At 39.7% G+C, this 21885-nt stretch carries 19 protein-coding genes; 16 read left to right on the top strand and 3 right to left on the bottom strand.

What is annotated here, in order from left to right:
- Window positions 1–5 precede the first annotated feature (5 nt).
- From CLW00_RS15200 to CLW00_RS15170, 7 genes are all read left to right on the top strand, one after another.
- On the top strand, window positions 6–782 hold the full coding sequence (locus tag CLW00_RS15200) for a cytochrome c oxidase subunit 3 (protein ID WP_106134549.1): 777 nt from the start codon (window positions 6–8) through the stop codon (window positions 780–782).
- 19 nt (window positions 783–801) lie between these two features.
- Window positions 802–1131 carry a cytochrome C oxidase subunit IV family protein gene (locus tag CLW00_RS15195; RefSeq protein WP_106134548.1) on the top strand — a complete coding sequence of 110 codons (330 nt, stop codon included), beginning with the start codon at window positions 802–804 and terminating at the stop codon, window positions 1129–1131.
- Window positions 1132–1210: 79 nt separating this feature from the next.
- Window positions 1211–1879: an SCO family protein gene (locus tag CLW00_RS15190; RefSeq protein ID WP_106134547.1), complete on the top strand. Its 669-nt coding sequence runs from the start codon at window positions 1211–1213 to the stop codon at window positions 1877–1879.
- Window positions 1866–2420: a DUF420 domain-containing protein gene (locus CLW00_RS15185; RefSeq protein WP_106134546.1), complete on the top strand. Its 555-nt coding sequence runs from the start codon at window positions 1866–1868 to the stop codon at window positions 2418–2420. The genes CLW00_RS15190 and CLW00_RS15185 overlap by 14 nt, the downstream gene beginning before the upstream one ends.
- Window positions 2421–2451: 31 nt before the next feature.
- Window positions 2452–2715 carry a hypothetical protein gene (locus tag CLW00_RS21855; RefSeq protein WP_106134545.1) on the top strand — a complete coding sequence of 88 codons (264 nt, stop codon included), beginning with the start codon at window positions 2452–2454 and terminating at the stop codon, window positions 2713–2715.
- Between the two features lie 53 nt (window positions 2716–2768).
- Window positions 2769–6476 carry a sensor histidine kinase gene (locus CLW00_RS15175; protein ID WP_106134544.1) on the top strand — a complete coding sequence of 1236 codons (3708 nt, stop codon included), beginning with the start codon at window positions 2769–2771 and terminating at the stop codon, window positions 6474–6476.
- 71 nt (window positions 6477–6547) lie between these two features.
- Window positions 6548–10024, top strand: coding sequence for a hypothetical protein (locus CLW00_RS15170; protein ID WP_245917315.1), 3477 nt, complete (start codon window positions 6548–6550; stop codon window positions 10022–10024).
- Here the strand turns inward: CLW00_RS15170 and CLW00_RS15165 are convergent.
- A complete protein-coding gene (locus CLW00_RS15165; RefSeq protein ID WP_106134543.1) occupies window positions 10021–10689 on the bottom strand; it encodes a 3-keto-disaccharide hydrolase in 669 nt (222 codons plus the stop codon). The genes CLW00_RS15170 and CLW00_RS15165 overlap by 4 nt on opposite strands.
- A gap of 146 nt (window positions 10690–10835) precedes the next feature.
- Between CLW00_RS15165 and CLW00_RS15160 the strand changes: the two genes are divergently transcribed.
- From CLW00_RS15160 to CLW00_RS15120, 9 genes are read left to right on the top strand one after another with little or no spacing between them, the layout of a single operon-like run.
- Window positions 10836–11468, top strand: coding sequence for a hypothetical protein (locus tag CLW00_RS15160; protein WP_106134542.1), 633 nt, complete (start codon window positions 10836–10838; stop codon window positions 11466–11468).
- A gap of 45 nt (window positions 11469–11513) precedes the next feature.
- Window positions 11514–13952: a heavy metal translocating P-type ATPase gene (locus CLW00_RS15155; protein WP_106134541.1), complete on the top strand. Its 2439-nt coding sequence runs from the start codon at window positions 11514–11516 to the stop codon at window positions 13950–13952.
- A 2-nt stretch (window positions 13953–13954) separates the two neighbouring features.
- Window positions 13955–14137: a cbb3-type cytochrome oxidase assembly protein CcoS gene (gene ccoS / locus CLW00_RS15150; protein ID WP_106134540.1), complete on the top strand. Its 183-nt coding sequence runs from the start codon at window positions 13955–13957 to the stop codon at window positions 14135–14137.
- Between the two features lie 2 nt (window positions 14138–14139).
- Window positions 14140–16272 (top strand): cytochrome-c oxidase, cbb3-type subunit I, encoded by a 2133-nt coding sequence (gene ccoN / locus CLW00_RS15145; RefSeq protein WP_106134539.1) that lies wholly within the window; start codon window positions 14140–14142, stop codon window positions 16270–16272.
- An 11-nt stretch (window positions 16273–16283) separates the two neighbouring features.
- Complete coding sequence (locus CLW00_RS15140; protein WP_106134538.1) at window positions 16284–16475, top strand: CcoQ/FixQ family Cbb3-type cytochrome c oxidase assembly chaperone; 192 nt, start codon at window positions 16284–16286, stop codon at window positions 16473–16475.
- The gene (locus tag CLW00_RS15135; RefSeq protein ID WP_106134537.1) at window positions 16462–17394 is read left to right on the top strand and encodes a cbb3-type cytochrome c oxidase N-terminal domain-containing protein; all 933 of its coding nucleotides are present in this window, start codon (window positions 16462–16464) and stop codon (window positions 17392–17394) included. Before CLW00_RS15140 ends, CLW00_RS15135 begins: the two co-directional genes overlap by 14 nt.
- A gap of 50 nt (window positions 17395–17444) precedes the next feature.
- Window positions 17445–18860 (top strand): cytochrome c oxidase accessory protein CcoG, encoded by a 1416-nt coding sequence (ccoG, locus tag CLW00_RS15130; protein ID WP_106134536.1) that lies wholly within the window; start codon window positions 17445–17447, stop codon window positions 18858–18860.
- A gap of 30 nt (window positions 18861–18890) precedes the next feature.
- Window positions 18891–19316 carry a FixH family protein gene (locus CLW00_RS15125; protein ID WP_106134535.1) on the top strand — a complete coding sequence of 142 codons (426 nt, stop codon included), beginning with the start codon at window positions 18891–18893 and terminating at the stop codon, window positions 19314–19316.
- 2 nt (window positions 19317–19318) lie between these two features.
- Window positions 19319–20023, top strand: coding sequence for a sulfite exporter TauE/SafE family protein (locus CLW00_RS15120; RefSeq protein WP_106134534.1), 705 nt, complete (start codon window positions 19319–19321; stop codon window positions 20021–20023).
- Window positions 20024–20196: 173 nt separating this feature from the next.
- Here CLW00_RS15120 and hemN read toward each other — a convergent pair whose 3' ends face one another.
- Both hemN and CLW00_RS21545 read right to left on the bottom strand, forming a co-directional pair.
- Window positions 20197–21558 carry an oxygen-independent coproporphyrinogen III oxidase gene (gene hemN / locus CLW00_RS15115; RefSeq protein ID WP_106134533.1) on the bottom strand — a complete coding sequence of 454 codons (1362 nt, stop codon included), beginning with the start codon at window positions 21556–21558 and terminating at the stop codon, window positions 20197–20199.
- A 79-nt stretch (window positions 21559–21637) separates the two neighbouring features.
- On the bottom strand, window positions 21638–21885 hold a 248-nt coding region (locus tag CLW00_RS21545), incomplete at its 5' end, for a hypothetical protein (protein WP_211300202.1).

Genomic DNA, 21885 nt, shown 5'->3' with positions numbered 1-21885 from the left:
TTCATATGTCAACGACTGCGACTGCTGTTGGAGTGAGCTCCAAAAGAGGAATCTGGGGAGGTGGTAACGAGCCACTCAAAGCCAGCTATGGAAAACTAATGATGTGGTTTTTCCTTCTTTCAGATATCTTTACATTTGCCGCCTTTTTGACAGCTTATGCTGCAATCAGGGTGTCTTATCCCACATATGCTGGGCCTGAAGATGTTTTTGTAGGTTCAAATGAATATTGGCCAGTTCCTGAATTGGTATTTGATGCGCTTCCTTTTTTACATGGGTTTCATATTCCATTGGCCTTCGTAGGTTTGATGACATTTATATTGATCATGAGTTCTGTCACCATGGTATTGGCTGTTGAAGCCGGTCATAGGAATGACAGAGCCGATGTGACTAAATGGTTATTGTGGACTTTATTGGGTGGTATTACCTTCCTTAGCTGCCAAGCTTGGGAATGGTCTCACTTTATCCACGGTACTGACAGTGGATCAATGATTACATATGTGAACAACCTCGGCAGAGTAGTATCTGAAACTATATATGGTGCCAACTTAGCCGTGAATGAATACGGTCCAGCTGCATTTGCACAACTGTTCTTTTTCATTACAGGTTTTCATGGTTTCCACGTTACAATAGGTGTATTCCTCTTATTCCTTGCTTTTTATCAATCAGCGGTAGGAGTTTATGAAAGAAGAGGTCACTATGAAATGGTAGAGAAAATTGGTCTTTACTGGCACTTTGTAGACCTTGTTTGGGTATTTGTATTTACCTTCTTCTATTTGATCTAAATTATTAAAACATAGCATTATGGCAACTAATGAAAATAAATCATCCTTGAATGTAATTCCTAGAGATGAAGAGAAAATCAAAAAGATCTGGAAAACAGCTCTCATCCTTTTATTGCTAACAGCAGTAGAGTTTGTATTCGCTTTTACCCTTCCTAGAGGTCTATTGCTTTATGCGATCTTTATCGGATTGACAATTTGGAAAGCAAAATATATCATGATGGAGTTTATGCACCTTGGAGAAGAGGCAAAACCTTTGTTCTATTCAATCATTGTTCCTCTTATCTTCCTTGTATGGTTGGTGATTGCGTTGATGAGAGAAGGAAGTGATATCTTTATGATCAGGTGGTAAAGAATTAAATTAATTTATAAAAAAAAGTAGGTTGGGGTGTGACACTTCAACCTACTTTTTTGTTTACTCTTAAAATATTATGAGAGGAGTTAGAATATTACAAGGTCTAGTGTTGGTATGTGTGCTGATGGTACCTGTATTGATCATCGTTTTTTTGAAATCATTTGGTACTAACCATTATGATATACCAATATTGTACGAAGACGGAGTTGAAAATCCGTTTCAGGAATGCGATGTGGTGGAAAGCGGTCAACATTATATACCTGACTTCAATCTGACTACTCAACTTGAAGAAGCTAGAGGCAGAGAAGAAATGACTGGAAAAATCACAATTGTGGATTTCTTTTTCACATCTTGCCCTAGTATCTGTCCTGTGATGTCTACAGAAATGGAAAGGGTAGATGATGCTTTTAGAAATGAAGAAAATGTTCAAATTTATTCTATTTCTATTGACCCTGAATACGATACCCCGGAGGTTTTAGCTGAATACGCAGAAAGACATAATGCAAACCCGGAAAAGTGGCACTTTCTTACTGGGGATAAATCAAGCATTTATGATTTAGCGAGATGTGGTTTCATCTTACCCACTTTAGATGGAATGGGAGATCCTGAAGAGTTTATTCATAGTGACAAATTCGTACTTGTAGATGATGAAGGAAGAATTCGTGGATATTACAGTGGTACCAATAGAGACGAAGTTGACAGATTGATTTTAGAAACAAAAATATTATTACATGGAAAGAAATGAAGTGATAGGATCCTCTGGAGATAAGGGGATCATCAAGTGGATTACTGTAATTGCGATTGCTGTTCCTGTAGTTGTAGCTGTTTTGCTTTTCATGCCTTCCAAGCTTGATTTGGCTTCAGAATGGGTATATTTTCTACCTCATCTGAATGCTGTTATCAATTCTGCAGCTACCATAGCTTTGATCATGGGGTTATATTTTATCAAACAAAAAAATATTGCTTTACATAGAGCATCTATGACAGCTGCGTTTGGTCTTGGTGCTATTTTCTTGGTCGCTTATGTGATTTATCATGCTGCTGCCGAAAGCACTTCATTTGGTGGAGAAGGCTTTATCAAATCTGTATACTACTTTATTCTGATAACTCATATTATTCTGGCTGCAGTTGCCTTGTTTCCAATCCTGTTAGCATACTATTACGGATATACAGATCAAAGACAAAAACATAAAAAAGTTGTTAAATATGCTTATCCTATTTGGTTATATGTAACCATCACAGGAGTGTTGGTTTACCTTATGATAAGTCCTTATTACAACTTCTAAACTAATTTCTGAAAGAAGACGTTGTTTTAATATGAAAGTAATCAAAGGCTTTTTACTCACAATTCTATTTACATTAATATCCCAAATTCAATCTTTGGCACAATGTGCTATGTGCCGGGCTAGTGTTGAAAATAATGTTCATACAGGAGAAACATCGGTAGGTGCTGGTCTGAATACTGGGATTCTGTACCTGTTTATTATGCCTTACCTGATTGCAATGGTAATAGGTTACATGTGGTACAAAAACGCGAAAAAGCGAAAATCAAAGTTTGTCTTCCAAGGAGAGAAGTTCTGATATAAAAAGCAAAGTTTGAATATAGACTTTGCTTTTTTACTTTTATTCCATCTATGTTGAAGAAAAAGCGCTTTATCCTACTAATGGCGGTCCTAGGTATAGGGCTATTACTTGCGATGAATTTTATTCTCAGCAATAGAGAGGGTGATGAAAAATTTTTGAAACCAGTTTCAAAAATAATCAATCAAGTAGAGGCTGAGTTTGATTTGGATTTCATTGAAATTCTTATGCAAAACAGGCCTGATGAGCCGCTCACTTTTTCAAATCTCAGTATTGATTCCTATCACAAATACTATTTGTTTGACGAGAGCGGGAAATTGATTTTTTGGTCAGATTTTTCTCACATACCTGATTTTGAAAATATAAAGGCACAAGAGAACTTCAGGATTCTGCAGGATAGGGAAGGAATCTATTTCTCTAAAATGAGACGGTTCAATCGAAATGAAAAAGGTTACATTCTCTTTCAAACCTACCCATTGTTTAATAACCGTGAGATACAAAATGAATACCTGCCTTCGGGTTTTAATAAATCTGTTTTTGGGAATGACAGACTTGTGATCAGTGCCGAACAGCGGAATGATTTTGTAGATGTCAAGGGATCTAAGAATGAATATTTGTTTTCCATTAATTTTGAACAGGGATATCAAGCAATAGGACAGACCAACAATATTCCTTTGATGGTTTTTTTCTTTTCGTTACTCTTTCTCATCCTTATTTCGGGTTACGATTTTGTCAAGACGATTTGGCAAAAAGGAAAGAAAATTATTGCTGTCTTCTATGCCTCTATTATTCTTTTTTCCATCAGAGGCTTCATGTTGTTTTTCGGTTTTCCACAGGATTATTTTGTTTTCAGCTTATTTGACTCGAGCAAGTTTGCTTCTTCGCTTTTCAACCCAAGTCTTGGGGATCTCCTGCTCAATGTGATTTGCCTGATTATACCTTTTGCCATGGTACTGGCAATTTTGTTGGGGCCTTCTTTTACAGAAAAATTCTACGAGATCACAAGTAAATATAAGCGGTGGTACTTTTTTGTTCTTGCATATTTTACCTCCACCGTTTTACTTATAGGGTTTTATTCCTTGTATATAAATATTCTCAGCAATGCCCAATGGGATTTGAATATATTGAGTATTCCCTCCTTTGATTATTTTAAAGGAATAAGTTTACTCCTCATATTTTTTGGCAGTGCGGGCTATTTGTTGTTTACAATCATTGCTTTGAGCCTAGTTTTGGAAAATCGGCCTTTGAGTAAGGTATATGCATTGAAAATCTTGCTGGTTTTTTCCACACCTATAGTGATCGGTCTTTCCATTTTTAATTGGATTTATCTCCTGGTCTACCTGACACATTTGCTGTTTTTGATTTCTATCATCAGCTTCGAATTGCATAAGAACATTTTCAGATTAGGCTTAAACACCTTCTTGACCTTTTTCTTTGGCTGCCTCATCTCAGCGATTGTCACGGGAATAGCAGCTCATGAGGTGCTTTTGGAAAGACAGCAACAATCCAAAATCCGCTTTGGCAACCAGCAGCTTATAGAAAATGATGTAATGGCTGAATTCTTCCTGTCGGATATCATGAAGAGGATTTCAGAGGATATTTTCATTAAAAATGCTTTGACCGATCCCCTCCAATCAAAAGAACCCATTGAGAGAAAGATTAGAAGGATCCATATGACCAATTACTTCGATCAATATGCCCTGCGTGTAAAAGTGTTCAATGCTTCCGGCGACAATGTGCTACAAAGAACCGATGAAGAAAGCTTGCAGGACCTTAGGGTCAATTATGTGAAAAGTGATTATGTCACTTCTGTCCGAGATTTGTATTTTATAAAAGGAACCGAGGAGATAGGCAGTAATCAATATTTTGCATTTATTCCTTTATATAAGGATGATGTTTTTTCAGGAACAGTTTATCTCGAACTGAGTCAAATAAGAGTCCTCCCAGGTTCAGTTTTCCCCAAGCTTTTGATGGATCAAAATTACCAGGCTTCTTTTAATGACAGGTATTATGATTTTGCAGTATATCAGGATGGAGTGCTTCAATATGGTGTTGGAGTCTTCAATTATAGGGCATCTGACCTGCATACCAGCTTGGATAACAGTTCCCTTTATAGTTCTGGTATTTATAAAAAACAACACCATCACCTGGGCGTGAAAAGTGATGAGAAAGTAGTGATTGTCTCCTCACCGACTTATTCCATATATTATATCTTAGCGGATATTTCGTTGTTCTTTTTGTTTTATATTCTCTTGACCTTGTTGAGTGTTGGAATTTACGCTCTACTGAAGGGGTTGAACAATTTCAATTTCAATTATGCTACTAAATTGCAGATGTATCTCAATTTTGCTTTTTTCTTCCCAATCCTGATTATTTCAGCGATTATATTAGGGCTATTGGCAAGTTCTTATCAGGATGAATTACACAGGCAGTATTTTCAAAGAGCAACATTGGTCAAGGATAACCTTTCAGCAATTATGGAAAAACAAAGTGCGGGTGTGGCAGAACGTGAGGATTTTTTCGAAGAGGTCAACAACTTGGCGGGTACGGCAAATATCGAAATTAATGTTTTTGATAAAACAGGGTATTTGATGACTAGTTCACAGCCTAACATTTTCGACAAAAGGGTGGTAACAAGGTATGTGAACCCTTTGGCCATGGCTGAGCTTATAGAACGACAAAATAACTTGGTCTTATTAGAGGAAAATATTGGAAAATTGAATTACAAAGCTGTTTATTCAGCTATTCGTAGCTCAGATGGCCAAAATGTCCAAGCGATTATTGCAATTCCTTTTTTTGAATCCGAAAACGAACTGGATATTTTGATAGCAGACGTTTTGAGCAACATCCTGAATATTTTTGTCTTGGTATTTATAATATTTTTGTTTGTGTCTTATTTTGTTTCAAAGAACCTGACATTCCCTTTCAAGCTGTTGACACAAAAACTAAAGGCCACGGATTTGGAGAATAATGAACCAATGTATTGGCCTTCCAAAGATGAAATTGGTATGCTGGTCAATGAATACAACAACATGCTTTTCAAATTAGAAGCAAGTAAAAATGTATTGGCCAATACTGAAAAAGAAAGTGCCTGGAGAGAAATGGCGAAGCAGGTAGCCCATGAAATAAAAAATCCTCTTACTCCGATGAAGCTGACTTTGCAGCATCTTCTTCGTCTTCAGGCTGCAGGGAAGTTGGATGATCCTCAAAAACTAAAGAAGCCAGTAGAAACCCTCATCACTCAGGTAGACACCCTCAGCGATATTGCAACTTCTTTTTCCACTTTTGCCAAAATGCCTCTACCTAAGAATGACCTGATGGATTTCAGGAGTGTTGTGAAAAGTACATTAGAACTCTTCAAAAACAGAGAGCGGGGAACGGTGACTTTTGAAGACTACACTGAAAATATGCCCCTGCAGGTAGTAGGTGATGATCAGCTTTTTGGTAGGGTTATTTCCAATCTTATCATCAATGGCATCCAAGCTGTAGAAGGGAGGAAGAAGCCGGTTGTAAATGTGTACATGAGGGAATTGAACGGCAAGGTAATCGTTGAGATAAAAGACAACGGTAAGGGAATCCCCGATGATTTAAGAGATAAGATTTTTATTCCTAATTTCAGTACCAAATCAGAAGGGTCCGGATTGGGACTTGCCATAGCGAAAAGGGGAGTTGAGACAGCTGGGGGAGATATCTGGTTTGAAACCAGCGTGGGTTTGGGTACTAGTTTTTTCCTAAGTTTTGATTTGGTACCTCACAAATAATCCTTTAAAAATTAAGGGTTTGAAATAGTTTAGGTTAAAATATTACCTTAGCGGGGTCTTCGAGTGTGATTATGATCAGGTTAGGGAGCTTATTTGTAATTCCATTGCTGCTTTTGATAGGGAGTTATTCTGTGGTCTTGGCCCAGTCTGAGTCCTGTAAGTGGCTGCCCCTATCAGAAATCAGAGAGGAGTTTCTCCTTGATTCACTAAGTGTCAAAAAGGAGTCTATCAATGTGACAGATGCTGAAGGGCTAATTTTTGCTTTCGAATATTCACTGAGTACGGGGAAGTTGCGTATAAAAGATGAGCAAGTGCTGCCGGATTCTTTGTTGATTTGTTACCAGACCTTTCCCTATGCTTTTCACAGTGCCGCTGCCAAGAGGACATTGATGGTGGATTATGACTCTATGGCAATGTTTAAAGATAACCGTGTTCAAGCGGCACCGGCTTTTGATTTTAGAGAAGAACTATTCCCGACTACCAATCTCAACAAATCAGGGAACCTTACCCGTGGAGTTTCCTTTGGCAATACCCAAAATCTTTTTGTCAATTCATCTCTCAACCTCCAGATGAATGGCCAGCTTTCGGACAATCTCAATATCAGGGCAAGCATCACAGACCAGAATGTGCCTTTTCAGCCAGAAGGAAATACCCAACAGCTACAAGATTTTGACAATGTCCTGGTTGAATTGTACAATGACAAATTTAACCTAGCAGCTGGAGACGTTGTATTGCAACAAAGAAAATCAGAGTTTCTGAGATATTACAAAAACGTACAGGGAGCACAGGTAACCACCAATTACAACATTGGAGAAAAATGGCGGGCTTCTTCCCAGGGCTCAGCTTCTGTTGCAAAAGGAAAATTTGCTTCAATAATATTGGAAATCAGTGAAGGAACTTTAGGCCCATATAGAATTCCTGGACCTCAAAATGAACGTTTTGTCATAATTATGGCTAATTCCGAGAAGGTATTTCTCGATGGTAAGCAATTGCAAAGGGGGTTCAATTATGATTATGTCATCGATTACAATCAGGGGGAAATCACTTTTACTCCAAATGTCTTGATTACTCAGTATTCGCGTGTAAGGATTGATTTTGAATATGCGGAGAGGAATTTTACCCGCTCCATTATCACAGCCAACCATATTCAGGAGACAGATAAAGTTTCTTTGTATATGAATTTTTATAGAGAGCAGGACAACAGAAACCGGCCATTGTTTTTTGAATTTTCAGAGGCAGACAAAAGACTGTTGGCGTCTGTAGGGGATGATGTGGAGTCCGCTGCGGTGCCAAGGGTAGATAGTGTTGCCTTTGACCAAAACAGAGTGCTCTACCGAAGGGTCTTGGACGTAGACGACAGGGGTTTGCCAGTCTCATTTTTTGAATATTCGACAGACCCTGATCAAGCTCATTTTGCTGTATCCTTTAGTGAGGTTGGGCAAGGCAATGGGGATTATGTACGTGACCGTCAGATTGCCAATGGACCTGTCTTTGTTTTTAGACCTAGGGTCAATGGGGTCCAACAAGGGAATTACTCTATTCTTTCCCCGCTTCCAGCACCAAATAAAAGGCAGATGTTTACCACAGGTGCCAGGGTCAAGCTGAGCAGTCATGAGGAAGCCTACACTGAATTTGCGTTTTCACACAGGGATGACAACCTTTTTTCAGAAATAGACAATGAAACAAATCAAGGGTTTGGCATCAAGTCGGGAGTACTTTCTCAAAATAGGCAGTTTGAAAAATTCAAGGGATATACGCTCAGTGCCATGACTGAATATGAATACAATTCGACAAATTTCAGTTTCATTGACCGTTTGAGATATATTGAATTTGACAGGGACTGGAGTTTAAATCCTGAAGATGCTCAAATAGCTGGTCATGAACGCATCTTTAATGCACAATTTGAATTTCAAAAGGACTTAAATAACCTTGCCAGTTACCGGTTTAATATGAGGAATCGAGGAAATATCCTGTCAGGAACTCAGCACATGGCCAAATGGAATCAGCAACTGGGGAAGCGCTTTTTTGTAAAGAATGATTTTTTCCTTTTGGACTCGGATGTACGCGACCTCAACTCCTCATGGGTAAGGTACACCGGCGATGTGCAATACAAGTCCAAAGTACTTGTGCCAGGCTACCGGTTAATGCTGGATAGAAATGCGGTAAGCGATATAGAAAGGGATTCTGTGGTAAGTACAGCCATGAATTTTTTGGAGCATATGGTTTACCTCAATAGTAACGATACGCTTCCTTACTCCTTTTTTGCCAACGCTTCTGTTCGTGAGGATAAATTCCCTGTAGCGGGTATCTTGACTACAGATACCAAGGCATTTCAGACTATGTTTGGTCTGAAAAGGAGGTTTAAAGGTCATGATCTGAGTGCAACCTTTACTTACAGGGAGTTGGAATTTGTAAGAGTAACCCAAGAAAAAGAAACAACAGTCTTGAGCAAAATAGATTATCTAGGTACTTTGGGTAAGGGCAATGTGAGAAATGAGTTGAGCTATGCTTTAGGAAATGGTCGTGAATTTAGAAGGGAGTTTGTATTCCTTCCAGTGCCAACAGGGGAAGGAACGCATGCTTGGAGAGATGATAACAACGATGGGATCCAGCAGCTGAATGAATTTTATATAGCAATAAATCCAGAAGAGAAAAACTTCATTAAGGTTTTCGTGCCCACGACGGATTTTGTACAGGCATTTACCACCATATTCAACTACCGTCTCAATGCCAAATTTCCGGATGCTTGGCGTAAAGAGGGTGGATTTAGGCAATTTATTCAGCGGTTTTCTAATACAAGTAGTGTGAGTATTGAAAAAAAAATCACTTCTAATGAATTTTGGGATAGGATCAACCCATTTGTGGGTGGATTTGCAGATGAGGATTTGATTTCAGTAAGACAAGTAATCCGTTCATCTTTTTTCTTCAATCGGGCATCTGCCAAATACGGGTTTGACTTTTCTATTTTTGATAGCCAAAACAAACAGCTCCTTGCCGGAGGCTTTGATGATTTGATTCAAAAGGACCTAAGGCTGAATACAAGATACAATTTTAACCCAAACCTCAACTTACGCCTGATAGGTCAAAGGGGCAGGCGGATTGCCAATTCTGATTTTTTGGATAATAGGAATTACAACATTGAGCAAACTGGCTTGGGACCAGAGTTGGCATGGCAGCCAAGTAGTATTTTCAGGACTACTTTTACCTATAATTATACCGACAAGTTCAATGTCGCAAACACTGAAATTGAGGAAAGAGCCATTTTACATCAGACAGGATTGGATTTTAGATATGCCAAGGCGATTAAGACCACGATCAACGCCAATTTCAAGTATATCCATATTGGCTACAATGGAGTTGCCAACTCACCCGCTGGTTACGAAATGTTGCAGGCACTTACTGTAGGAGGTAATGTGACTTGGACATTGAACTGGCTTCAAAAAATCGGAGAGGGTCTTCAGATGAATATGGTTTATGAAGGAAGAAATTCTGAAGGTTTGGGTAGGTTAGTACATATAGGCAGGATGCAGGTGACTGCACTTTTTTAGTTGTTTTGCCGAAGAATGATTTTCCTGAATTCTACTTCAGCACCTTCAGCCTGAATAGCAATTTTGCCTTTTCTTGCAGTGGCATTGTATCCCTTATTGACCAGGTCTCCATTTATCCATACTGTGATTTCATCTTGATGGCACTCGATTTTCATGGTATTCCATTCTCCCAATGGTTTTTCAGAATCAACAGTTAGGTTTCTTATCCGTCTTTCTTTGCCTTCTATCACCCCCCAATCTTCTTTTGGACCTCTCCTTTTCTCCATTTCAGGGACTTCGATATTTTCACCAATGCACCAAAAATCCCCAGCATTCTCATGCATCATCTGAATTTCAATTGATTTGGGAAACATATTGTAAAGCACTCTAGGGGTAGAAGCGTGGACCAATACTCCGCAATTTCCCGGTTCACCGGGAAATCTATACTCCACTTCAAGTATGTAATTCTCAAATTCAGATAGTGTGATCAGGTGGCCCATTGGAGTTCCAAGACTGACCAGCATTCCCTCTCTGACGATAAACGGTTCCCGTTGGCTGCTATCCTTTTCCAGGTCCGGTACATCCATATACCAGCCATCAAGATTGAGACCATTGAAAAGAGATTGCCCGCAAAGCAGTGTACTCGTAAATAAATAGAAGGCGAGGAATGAAAATAGTTTGTGCATGATTCAAGATATTCAATTTTGCTATTAATGGATCACATTTTTTGTACTTGATTCTAAAACATGACTTTTATCATATTTCAACCTACTATATGTCACCATTTTCTAAATCACTCCCTTCTAGATTTGTATCAACAAATATTAAAATCATGCAGGGGGAGATCAAAAACAAGTCGGGCTTTACATTTCCAGATGAAATAGTGTCAACACACTACTGTGGCCGTTTACCCAGCGGTTTTTCTTTACATCTCAACAAGGAAGGAACTGTCAATTGCAGCCCGGAACTTGGGCCTTCTTTATATACAGCCCACCTGCCTGAGGTGCTTGATTGGCTACATCAGTTGGAAAGGCCCCTTCCTTTGGAAAAAGAGCCATGTACTATTCCAGTACTTCTTTTTGATGATATGTTGAGTTTTGATAGACTCTTGTTTCATTATGATGGTACTCCTGCTTCTGCCAAGCTGATTAAAAACTTTGTAGACCTGTTTGAAGAGAATATAGGTGAAAGTAAAGCAACTATCATCTCCCCGGCCTTTATTCCAAAATCCAAACAAAGAGAAGAACAGGAGATTGTTCAGCTTTTGGCATCCAAGACGGCTGAGACTTCTTTTATCAAATTTAACTTCAACAGGATTGGTGACTTTTGGTCTTATGCCGTCAAGCACAAATGTACATTATTGGTGACCACCAAAAACTATCAATCTGATTTGGCTAAGGTGCTTTTCCATTTCTACAAAGGAGGTATGTGGTACAATAAACTTTCATTTTATCTCTCTTTTTAATGAGGCCCTGATTGAAAACAAACTATGATTCTTGATTGATTATAAATGAGTAACACACCCCATATACAGCCCTCCACAAGTACGCAAACTTGCTATCACTGCGGAGAATCTTGCAAGGATGAAACACTTCACTTTGATGAGAAGTCGTTTTGTTGCGCAGGTTGCAAATTGGTGTATGAGGTGCTCAGTGAGAATGACCTTTGCAATTACTATGACATAGCCGACAAACCTGGCACCACTCAAAAAGAAACTTCCAAAAGAGATAATAGATTTGATTACTTGGATGATGCAGATATCATCAGAAGATTAGTGGACTTTCAGAATGATGAAGAAACCCATATCACTTTTAATATTCCTTTGATCCATTGTGCTTCTTGTATTTGGTTACTTGAGAATTTGCACAAACTAAATGAAGGAGTAGTCTCAGGGAGGGTTGATTTCATTAAGAAAAAGGTACAAGTCAAATTCAAGCAACAACAAGTTAGCTTAAAAGAGCTAGTGAGGTTGCTTAGCAAGATTGGGTATGAACCAAGCATCAATCTCGCTGATGCAGATAAAAAGACCGTTCAGGTAACAGACAAAAAACTTATTTATAAGCTTGCAGTAGCTGGGTTTTGTTTTGGCAACATGATGTTGTTTAGCTTACCGGAATATTTTTCTGAAGCTGAACTTCTGGGCAATGGATTCAAAAAGACATTTAATTACCTGAATGTGCTTTTGGCCTTGCCGGTATTTTTCTATGCTGCCACAGACTATTACCGTTCTGCATGGATTTCCATTCGCAACAAGGCTGTAAATATGGACGTGCCAATTGCTATCGGTATTGTCACCCTTTTTTCTTACAGCTTGTATGATATTTTCCTTTTAGGAAATGAGGGATATATGGATACCCTAGGTGGCTTGCTGTTCTTCCTTTTGATCGGGAAATATTACCAACAAAAAACTTATGACACCCTCTCTTTTGACCGAGATTACAAATCTTATTTCCCGATAGCTGTCACTAAAATGATTGCTGACAGGGAAGAGGTAATTCCATTGGTAAAGTTGCATGTGGGTGACTTGATCAAGGTGAGAAACGAAGAGTTGATCCCCTCTGATAGTATTCTTTTGGAGGGTGATGCGCATATAGATTACAGTTTTGTGACCGGAGAAGAAGTGCCTGTTGTCAAAAAGAAGGGTGAATTGATCTATGCAGGTGGCAGGCAAAAAGGAAAGGCCATCACGTTGGCAGTTCAAAAATCGCCTTCTCAAGGATACTTGACTGACCTATGGAACAGTGAGGCATTCGAAAAAGAAAAAACCAAAGGTCTAGAATCCCTGGCAAACAGCATATCAGGGAAATTCACTTTTACTGTACTTTTCATCGCACTGGGAGCCTTGGTATTTTGGGCGTATCAAGGGCAGATTGCTCTGGGTGTATTGTCATTTACTTCAGTATTGATAATTACCTGTCCTTGTGCTTTGGCAATGTCTACACCATTTACTTTGGGAAACACGCTTAGGGTACTGGGCCAGGGTAAGTTTTATCTCAAAAATGCACACGCAATAGAAAAACTGGCGAAGACAGACACAGTCGTATTTGACAAAACAGGAACCCTTACCTCACCTTCTCAGGCCAAGGTTGAATACGTCGGAGAAAACCTTTCTTATGAATCCAAAGAGCTTATCAAAGCCTTGGTGAGCCAGTCTACCCATGCATTGAGTAATAGAATCAATACTTGGCTTGGAGATGTGAAAGCGGTCCAATTGGATGAGGTTGAAGAGATTTCGGGCAAAGGTTTGAGATCAGAATATAAGTTGCAAAAAGTAAAATTGGGTTCAGCGGCTTTTGTAGGAGCAAAATTAGAAAATCTTCCACAAGGAGGGAACTTGGTCTTTTTTGCTATTGAAGGTCAGGTTTTGGGATACTTTTTCATCCAAAGTGGACTAAGAAACAATGTACAGGCTGTGGTAGAGGAAGTCGGCGCTACTAGGTCAGTACACCTTCTCTCAGGAGATCAGGATCATGAGAGAAACAACTTGCAAAGGATATTCGGTGAGAAAGTGAAAATGAGCTTCAACCAAAGTCCAAAAGATAAGCTGCAATACATCAAATCCCTGAATGATCATGGCGCAAGCACCTTGATGGTAGGAGATGGACTCAATGATGCAGGAGCATTGCAAGAAAGCCATATAGGAATTGCGATTACGGATAAAGTGAGCAATTTTTCTCCAGCCTCCGACGCTATTATGGATGCCTCTGTTTTGGACAAACTGCCCGCATTCCTTCAATTTGCAAAGACAAGTCGAAAAATAATCAAAGCCAGCTTCGGGCTGAGTTTTACATACAATACAGTAGGGGTGTTTTTTGCTGTGCAGGGACTGGTAAGTCCGGTTTTCTGCGCGATTCTGATGCCTATCAGTAGTATATCAGTAGTTGTATTTACTACACTGACGACCAATTACCTTGCATATAAGCGGGGACTTAAAGACCAAATATTTTAAACATGGAAGTAATATTTATTCTCATAGCCATTAGTCTGATCCTAGCCGGATCCTTTCTTTTCCTGTTTTTCAGGGCAATGAAAGGAGGGCAGTTTGAAGACAGTCACACTCCTGCCATCAGGATATTATTCGAAAACAAACAATCAAACACAAGCAAAAAAATACCAACTCCTAAATCAAAGTAAATATGTCAGGAACAACTCTGGAAAAGTTCGCTTACGACAATAAGATCGTAAAGTACTTCGGGGTCGCCACCATAGCTTGGGGCCTCGTCGGAATGTTGGTCGGGCTAATAGCAGCGACTCAGCTCTTTCTCCCCGAAGCCAACATGGGAAATCCTTACACTACATTTGGTAGAATCAGACCGCTGCATACCAATGCGGTGATCTTCGCCTTTGTAGGTAATGCGATTTTTGCGGGAATTTATTACTCAATGCCAAGGCTACTGAAAGCCCCTATGTGGAGCAAAGCTCTCAGCTGGATTAATTTCTGGGGTTGGCAGCTTATCATTCTATTGGCAGTCATCACCCTACCTTTGGGGTTGACATCTTCCAAAGAATATGCTGAATTAGAATGGCCGATCGATATCCTAATCGCTTTGGTTTGGGTTGCTTTTGGTGCAAATATGATCGGTACATTGATCAAAAGAAGAGAGAAGCACATGTATGTGGCCATTTGGTTCTACCTAGCTTCTTTTGTGACAGTTGCAGTATTGCACATTTTCAATTCTTTGGCTTTGCCAGTATCATTCTTCAAGAGTTACTCAGCTTATGCAGGTGTTCAAGATGCTCTTGTACAGTGGTGGTATGGACACAATGCTGTGGCATTTTTCCTGACTACACCTTTCCTTGGCTTGATGTATTATTACTTGCCAAAAGCTGCGAATAGACCTGTTTATTCCTACAAACTCTCAATCATTCACTTCTGGTCTTTGATCTTCCTTTATATCTGGGCAGGACCCCACCACCTTTTGTACACTGCTCTACCTGAGTGGGCACAAATACTAGGTGTTGTATTTTCTGTCATGTTGATAGCACCATCTTGGGGTGGTATGGTCAATGGCTTGTTGACATTGAGAGGTGCATGGGACAAAGTAAGGGTTGACCCTGTATTGAAATTCATGGTAGTGGCAGTAACTGCCTACGGTATGGCGACATTTGAAGGGCCACTGCTTTCATTGAAAAATGTAAACGCTATAGCTCACTATACTGACTGGATCGTAGCTCACGTACACATTGGTGGTTTGGGTTGGAACGGTTTCTTTACCTTCGCTATGCTGTATTGGTTATGGCCAAAAATGTGGAAAACCAACCTTTATTCTACTAAGCTTGCCAATACGCACTTCTGGTTGGGTACAATAGGTATCTTATTCTATGCGCTTCCAATGTATGTCGCTGCTCTTACTCAATCTTTGATGTGGAAAGAGTTTACCGAAGCTGGAAGATTAGCCTATCCAAACTTCCTTGAGACTGTAATTCAGATTGTACCGATGTACATGCTTAGGGCATTCGGTGGATTGTTGTACTTGTCTGGAGCGTTCTTGATGGTTTACAACATGATCAAGACTGCTAAGCAAGGTAAGTTCATGGAAGAAGAAGCTGATGAAGCACCTGCATTGAAAGCACACGTTTCCGAAAAAGGAGAATTTTGGCACAGAGCATGGGAAAGAAAACCAGTTTTCTTTACTATTCTAGCTACCATAGCCATTGCGATAGGTGGTGCTGTGGAAATTATCCCAACAATTTTGGTGAAATCAAATGTAACTACGATTAGCAGTGTGACTCCATATTCACCGCTAGAGTTACAAGGAAGAGATCTTTATATCTCTCATGGATGTGTCGGTTGTCACTCTCAAATGATACGACCATTTAGATCAGAAACGGAGCGGTATGGTGAGTATTCCAAGGCGGGTGAATTTGTCTATGACAGACCGTTCTTATGGGGCTCTAAGCGTACCGGTCCAGATTTGCATAGGGTAGGAGGTAAATACCCGGATAGCTGGCACTACCACCATATGGTAGATCCTAGGAGCATGTCTCCAGGATCATTGATGCCTCCATATCCTTGGATGGCAACCAATACCATGGACCATGAAGACCTACCTGCAAAAATCCGAACCCTTCAAAAGCTCGGTGTACCTTATCCAGAAGGGTATGATGAGCAAGCCAATGCAGACTTGTTAGTACAGGCCAATCAAATTGTGGCTAACCTCAAGACGTCTGGCGTGGAAGTGGTGCCTGAATCTGAGATAGTAGCACTTATTGCTTACCTGCAGAGGTTGGGTACAGATATCAAAAAAACAACTGCTACTAACCCTTAACCCTCAAACTTATGAAAAAGGACTTATTGAGTTCCATTGAGAACATAGAAATCTATCCCATCATATCCTTGCTGATCTTTGTGGTCTTCTTTGTGGGGATGTTTATTTGGGTGATCAAGGCAGATAAAAATTACATCAATCGTATGAAAGACTTGCCTTTCGACGAGGAATCACAAAAAAACAGCAGCTATGAAAAAGTTTAAAACCTTAATCTTAACCATGCTTGGGATGTTGATGTGCATCCCAAGCTTTGCCCAAAGTAGCGAAATACAATGGGTAGAAGATCTTAAGCAGATGGATAGCAGTCAGCTGACTTTGTTGGTGATTGTAGGAATTATCTTAGGAGTGATTTTGATTTTACTTGTGCTGATGGTTTATCTGATGACGTTTATGTCTGCAGTGTTCAAAAAGCAAAATCCTGAATTGGCAGATCAGCCAAGTTGGTGGGATGAGTTCAAATTGAAACACATTACAGGTAAACTTAAGCCTGTAGGAAGTAAAGAGGAACAAGATCTTCAACTCGATCACAGTTACGATGGTATTGTAGAACTGGATAACCACATGCCGCCTTGGTTGGCCAATGTATTCTTCCTTACAATTGCCTTTGCTGTTGTGTATTTTACTTACTATAGCGTACTGGGACTTGGTAAGTCTCAGATAGAAGAATATCAAGAAGAGCTTCGTGTAGCTTCTATTCAAATAGAAGCCTATAAGGCTTTAGCAGTAAGTTCCATTGACGAAAATACGGTTGTGTTTGACGCGACTAGGGAATCCCTTACTGTTGGGAAAAAAATCTATGATTCCAACTGTGCCGCCTGCCATGCTTCGGATGGTGGTGGAGGTGTTGGACCTAACCTTACCGATGAGTATTGGATACACGGAGGCAGTATTGAGGATATTTTCTCGGTAGTGAAATACGGTGTTGTGGAAAAAGGAATGATTCCTTGGCAGGATCAACTCAGTCCAGAAGAGATGCAGCAAGTGTCTAGTTATATCATGACTTTGACAAATACCACACCTGCCAATCCAAAAGAGCCTCAAGGGGACAAATACGAACCGACCATCGAACAACCAATCGACACCTTGACTGAGGAAGAATTGGGAGTGGAAGAGGCACAATAATAATAAAGGGAGATGATTCATCTCCCTTTAAATACTAAAACACACTAATTATGGCCATTAATAATCCAAATCAAAATCCCGATAGATTTAGGGATTCTATAGGCACGGTCCAAGAAGATGGTAAGAGAAACTGGATGTACCCTAAAAAGGTCGACGGAAAATTTTACAAATGGAGGACTTACCTATCATGGGTTTTATTGGCCATATTGTTTGCTGGTCCTTTCATCCAGGTTGGTGGAAGACCGTATTTACTGTTCAATATTTTCGAAAGGAAGTTTATTATTTTCGGTGCGGCATTTTGGCCTCAAGACACACATTTACTGATTTTTTTACTTTTGATCTTCTTTGTATTTATCATCCTTTTTACTGCCGTGTTTGGAAGGGTGTTTTGCGGTTGGGCTTGTCCCCAAACGCTCTTTATGGAAATGGTTTTTCGCAAAATTGAGTATTGGATCGAAGGTGATGCCAATCAACAAAGAAAACTCAATGCCATGCCTTGGAACTCTGAGAAAATGAGGAAAAAGGGTTTTAAAATGAGCATATTTGTTTTGATCTCCTTGCTGATTTCACATACCGTAATGGCCTATTTGATCGGAATAGATCAAGTAGTAGAGATTGTCAGCAAACCTCCTGGTGAGAATCTATCAGGGTTTATTGGGTTGATGGCCTTTACTGGAATCTTTCTCTTTGTGTTTTCTTGGTTTAGAGAACAGGCTTGTATTGTAGTTTGTCCCTATGGTAGGCTCCAAGGAGTTTTGCTTGATGCCAACTCCATTAATGTCACTTATGACCATGTCAGAGGAGAACCGAGAGGAATGATTCGGAAAAACAAAATAGAAGAAGAGCCGAAAGGCGATTGTGTAGACTGTTCTTTATGTGTTCAGGTATGTCCCACAGGCATTGATATCAGGAATGGTGTTCAGATGGAATGTGTCAACTGTACCGCTTGTATAGATGCATGTGATGAAGTGATGTTAAAAGTCGATCGGCCAACAGGATTGATCAGGTATGCCTCAGACAACAGTGTTCTTCAGGGCACTCAAAAACTACTTACGCCAAGGGTGAAACTCTATAGCTTTTTACTTTTGGTGCTTGTTGGAGCTTTTGTGGCTTTGATAGCTACTAGAGATGATTTGGCAGCTACTGTCACCAGGTTTAGAGGTATGACATATCAGGCTAGAGATACGGGTGAGATCAGCAACCTTTATGAAGTGACCTTTATCAACAAGACTTTTGATAAACAAGAAGTAAAACTTGAAACGGAAAACCCGGCCTATAGGGTAGAAGTCGTAGGAGACCAAAATTGGCTACTTGAGGAACAAGCTAAATTTGAAGGTCGATTTTTCCTTGTAAAAGATGCAGGGGATATTTCCACGACACAGGAGAAAGTCACGCTTCTGTTGACTCAAAATGGGAAGGTGATAGAAAAGATCAAAACGAGTTTTATGGGCCCTGTAGCCCAATAATTCAATAAAGAACTCTTAAATAAAAAGAATATGAACTGGGGAAGTGGAATTGTACTCACATTGGTAGCTTTTGCGACCATCATGATATCTATGGTTGTTATTTGTGTCAAGCAAGATGATATCCATCTTGTCACACAAGATTATTATGAACAAGAAATTAAATATCAAGAACAAATTGACCGAATGATCAATGCCAATGCTCTTGATATTGAGGCTATGGAATATGATAGCCAATTGAAATCTATTTTACTCCATCTGCCAGAAGGATCTAAAGGAACTTTACACTTGTTTAGACCATCGGATGCTAGACTTGATCAAAAAATAAATATTGATATTCTCAATTCAAACACAAACACTGTAGATCTAAAAAGCCTTAAAGAAGGCTATTGGCGCGTCAAACTTACGTGGATTGAGGACGAAAAAGAATTTTATCTGGAAAAGAAAATCAATATCTGATCATGCTGTGGACCGCGTTCTTACTTGGATTTTTGGGGTCATTCCATTGTCTTGGAATGTGTGGACCTATTGCCTTGGCTGTAGCAGCAAAGGATAATTCTGTCTTTCTCAAAAACAAGTTGGTCTATAACTTTGGTAGAACCATTACTTATTCCACCCTTGGAGCGCTTATTGGAATGTTGGGATTTTCTCTGGCTTTGGCCGGAGTGCAACAGTGGATATCCATTTTGATGGGGGCAGTGATTTTGCTGATGGCATTTTTCTATAAAAAGTCTGAACGAATCATTACCCAATCCGGATTTTTTGGATCAGTTCATAGGTTGAAATCTAACCTTGGGAAGTACCTGAAAAGGGGTGGAACCTCTGCATTCTTTTTTTCGGGCTTACTAAACGGACTCCTTCCCTGCGGGATGGTATACCTTGCCCTCATTGCATCTTTGGCATTACAGAGTCCTTTAAGTGGGGCATTGTACATGCTTTTCTTTGGATTAGGTACTATTCCGATGCTGTTGGTAGTGATGCTTTCGGGCAAACTTATTTCAATTCAATGGAGGAATAGGTTTACCAAAGCTTTACCGTATTTCGCTATGTTTATAGGGGTACTGTTTATCGTAAGAGGATTAGGCTTGGGGATTCATTATGTGAGCCCCAAGTTACAGGTTTTTGACTACGGCAGTGAGCAAATTGAAATGACCATTTGTCGATAAATTTCTTTTTTGTCCCGTTGGAAGTGCAGCGTTTCGCAGCTGGATTGATGAGGCTTTAACTTTCCTGCTGATTTTGATCCTCACGGAATCCACACAGGAAGTACAAAAAAAAAATTCTGTAGGTTTTTCCCAGTGTCTTTGAGCCTTTGTGGCAAATAAATCTCTATCCTTACTTAAATTGCCTTACTGAAACCGTATTGTTTTTCTTGTTTATCCTGCATTCTTCTATCAAAAGTCATGCATACAATACGTATAAAAGGAATGCCTTCCTTCAGAATTTGGATTCCTTTTTGATCATAATTTAAAAGTCCTTCACCTTGATATTGATTGAGCTTCTCAAGTTGTTCGTAACTCAGTCCGGCAAAAAACTCATGAGCCCATTGCGTCTGTTGGTTGCAGATCAATTCTAATATCAGCTTTCTGGTATCCAAATCCTCTTCACTCATTATATGGCCTTTTTGAATGGCATATGCCCCACTACCGATGAATTGCTTATAAGGCTCAATGGTTTTTTCATTCTGACCATAGGCATAATAGACATCAGAAATTGAGCTGTTTCCCAATCCGATCAAAATCTTGGAAGGGGAAGTAGTATAGCCCATGAAATTTCTATGAAGTTTTTTGTTGACCTTAGCTTGATAGAGCGGGTCTTCCGGAAGTGAAAAGTGATCCATACCAATTTCATAATATCCCATGTCCGAAAGTATCTCTTTACCTTTCTCATAAAGACTTCTTTTTTCCTGCTCATTAGGTAAAAATTGCTCAAAACTTTTCTGCGATTTGAATACACTTGGCAAATGGGCATAGCTGTAGTAAGCAATTCTATCAGGCCGCAATAGGGCAACTTTAGAGAAAGTGTCCTTGATAGTTTCTAGGTTTTGGTGAGGAAGACCATAGATGAGGTCAAAATTGACAGAGGTATACCCTATTTCTCTAGCCACTTCAGTGGCTTCTTTTACTTTTTCAAAAGGTTGAATTCTATGAATCGACTTTTGGACCTCAAGGTCAAAATCCTGAATTCCATATGATACCCTCCTGAACCCTAGATCATATAGGGTCTGTAAATGCGCTCTTGTGGTATTATTGGGATGTCCTTCAAAACTAAATTCAGCATTATCCATCACTCTTGCGTGTCTGAGGATAAACCCCAGCATTTCCTGAAGAGATTCTGCTGAGAAAAAAGTGGGTGTTCCCCCGCCAAGATGAATGCCAGCCAATTTGGGAAGGCTTTCAAAAAGTGCCAGATACTTTCTCCATTCCTGTATTATTGTTTCGATAAAAGGAGTTTCTACCTGATGATTTTTTGTAATTCTTTTGTTGCAGCCACAGTAAGTACAGAGACTTTCACAATACGGAAGATGAATATATAATGTAACACCCTCTTCCTCCCCAAAATCATCAAATGCCCTTTTGACAAGTCTCATCCAGGATGTTTCATTTAAGTCGTTGGACCAAAGCGGAACTGTCGGGTATGAAGTGTATCTAGGTGCAGGAATATTGTATTTCTCTATAAGGGAAGCTGTGGTATTATTCATGGCTTTCAATTTAACTTCAAAGTTCCCAAAAAGGCTACGCAAAAAACATGACGGAGAAGGGCTAAAAAACTGATAAAAGTCATGTTATAAAAGGGAGGTTTTCTTTTGTCACTTTGTGCTTTTTGATAAAAAAAGTTTTAATGTTTTGCAAAACATGATGGAGGATAATGCTTTTCTGCCAGCAAAGGGCGGGAGTCGAACCGATACGCGCTCTCGCCAGCTGATAAAAGAAAAAGACCTGCATTTCTGCAAGTCTTGATTTATTGTGGAGGATAACGGAGTCGAACCGATGACCTTCCCGACCTGCGTCGGGACGCTTTATCCAGC

Source organism: Mongoliibacter ruber, from assembly GCF_003003005.1.
Lineage (GTDB): Bacteria > Bacteroidota > Bacteroidia > Cytophagales > Cyclobacteriaceae > Mongoliibacter > Mongoliibacter ruber.
The sequence above is the reverse complement of the archived record's forward strand: the minus strand, read 5'-3'. Positions and strand labels throughout refer to the sequence as shown.

Coding starts and splice junctions, on each gene's coding strand:
- CLW00_RS15200 (WP_106134549.1), top strand. CDS start 6: ATGTCAACGACTGCGACTGCTGTTGGAGTGAGCTCCAAAAGAGGAATC.
- CLW00_RS15195 (WP_106134548.1), top strand. CDS start 802: ATGGCAACTAATGAAAATAAATCATCCTTGAATGTAATTCCTAGAGAT.
- CLW00_RS15190 (WP_106134547.1), top strand. CDS start 1,211: ATGAGAGGAGTTAGAATATTACAAGGTCTAGTGTTGGTATGTGTGCTG.
- CLW00_RS15185 (WP_106134546.1), top strand. CDS start 1,866: ATGGAAAGAAATGAAGTGATAGGATCCTCTGGAGATAAGGGGATCATC.
- CLW00_RS21855 (WP_106134545.1), top strand. CDS start 2,452: ATGAAAGTAATCAAAGGCTTTTTACTCACAATTCTATTTACATTAATA.
- CLW00_RS15175 (WP_106134544.1), top strand. CDS start 2,769: ATGTTGAAGAAAAAGCGCTTTATCCTACTAATGGCGGTCCTAGGTATA.
- CLW00_RS15170 (WP_245917315.1), top strand. CDS start 6,548: ATGATCAGGTTAGGGAGCTTATTTGTAATTCCATTGCTGCTTTTGATA.
- CLW00_RS15165 (WP_106134543.1), bottom strand. CDS start 10,689: ATGCACAAACTATTTTCATTCCTCGCCTTCTATTTATTTACGAGTACA.
- CLW00_RS15160 (WP_106134542.1), top strand. CDS start 10,836: ATGCAGGGGGAGATCAAAAACAAGTCGGGCTTTACATTTCCAGATGAA.
- CLW00_RS15155 (WP_106134541.1), top strand. CDS start 11,514: ATGAGTAACACACCCCATATACAGCCCTCCACAAGTACGCAAACTTGC.
- ccoS (WP_106134540.1), top strand. CDS start 13,955: ATGGAAGTAATATTTATTCTCATAGCCATTAGTCTGATCCTAGCCGGA.
- ccoN (WP_106134539.1), top strand. CDS start 14,140: ATGTCAGGAACAACTCTGGAAAAGTTCGCTTACGACAATAAGATCGTA.
- CLW00_RS15140 (WP_106134538.1), top strand. CDS start 16,284: ATGAAAAAGGACTTATTGAGTTCCATTGAGAACATAGAAATCTATCCC.
- CLW00_RS15135 (WP_106134537.1), top strand. CDS start 16,462: ATGAAAAAGTTTAAAACCTTAATCTTAACCATGCTTGGGATGTTGATG.
- ccoG (WP_106134536.1), top strand. CDS start 17,445: ATGGCCATTAATAATCCAAATCAAAATCCCGATAGATTTAGGGATTCT.
- CLW00_RS15125 (WP_106134535.1), top strand. CDS start 18,891: ATGAACTGGGGAAGTGGAATTGTACTCACATTGGTAGCTTTTGCGACC.
- CLW00_RS15120 (WP_106134534.1), top strand. CDS start 19,319: ATGCTGTGGACCGCGTTCTTACTTGGATTTTTGGGGTCATTCCATTGT.
- hemN (WP_106134533.1), bottom strand. CDS start 21,558: ATGAATAATACCACAGCTTCCCTTATAGAGAAATACAATATTCCTGCA.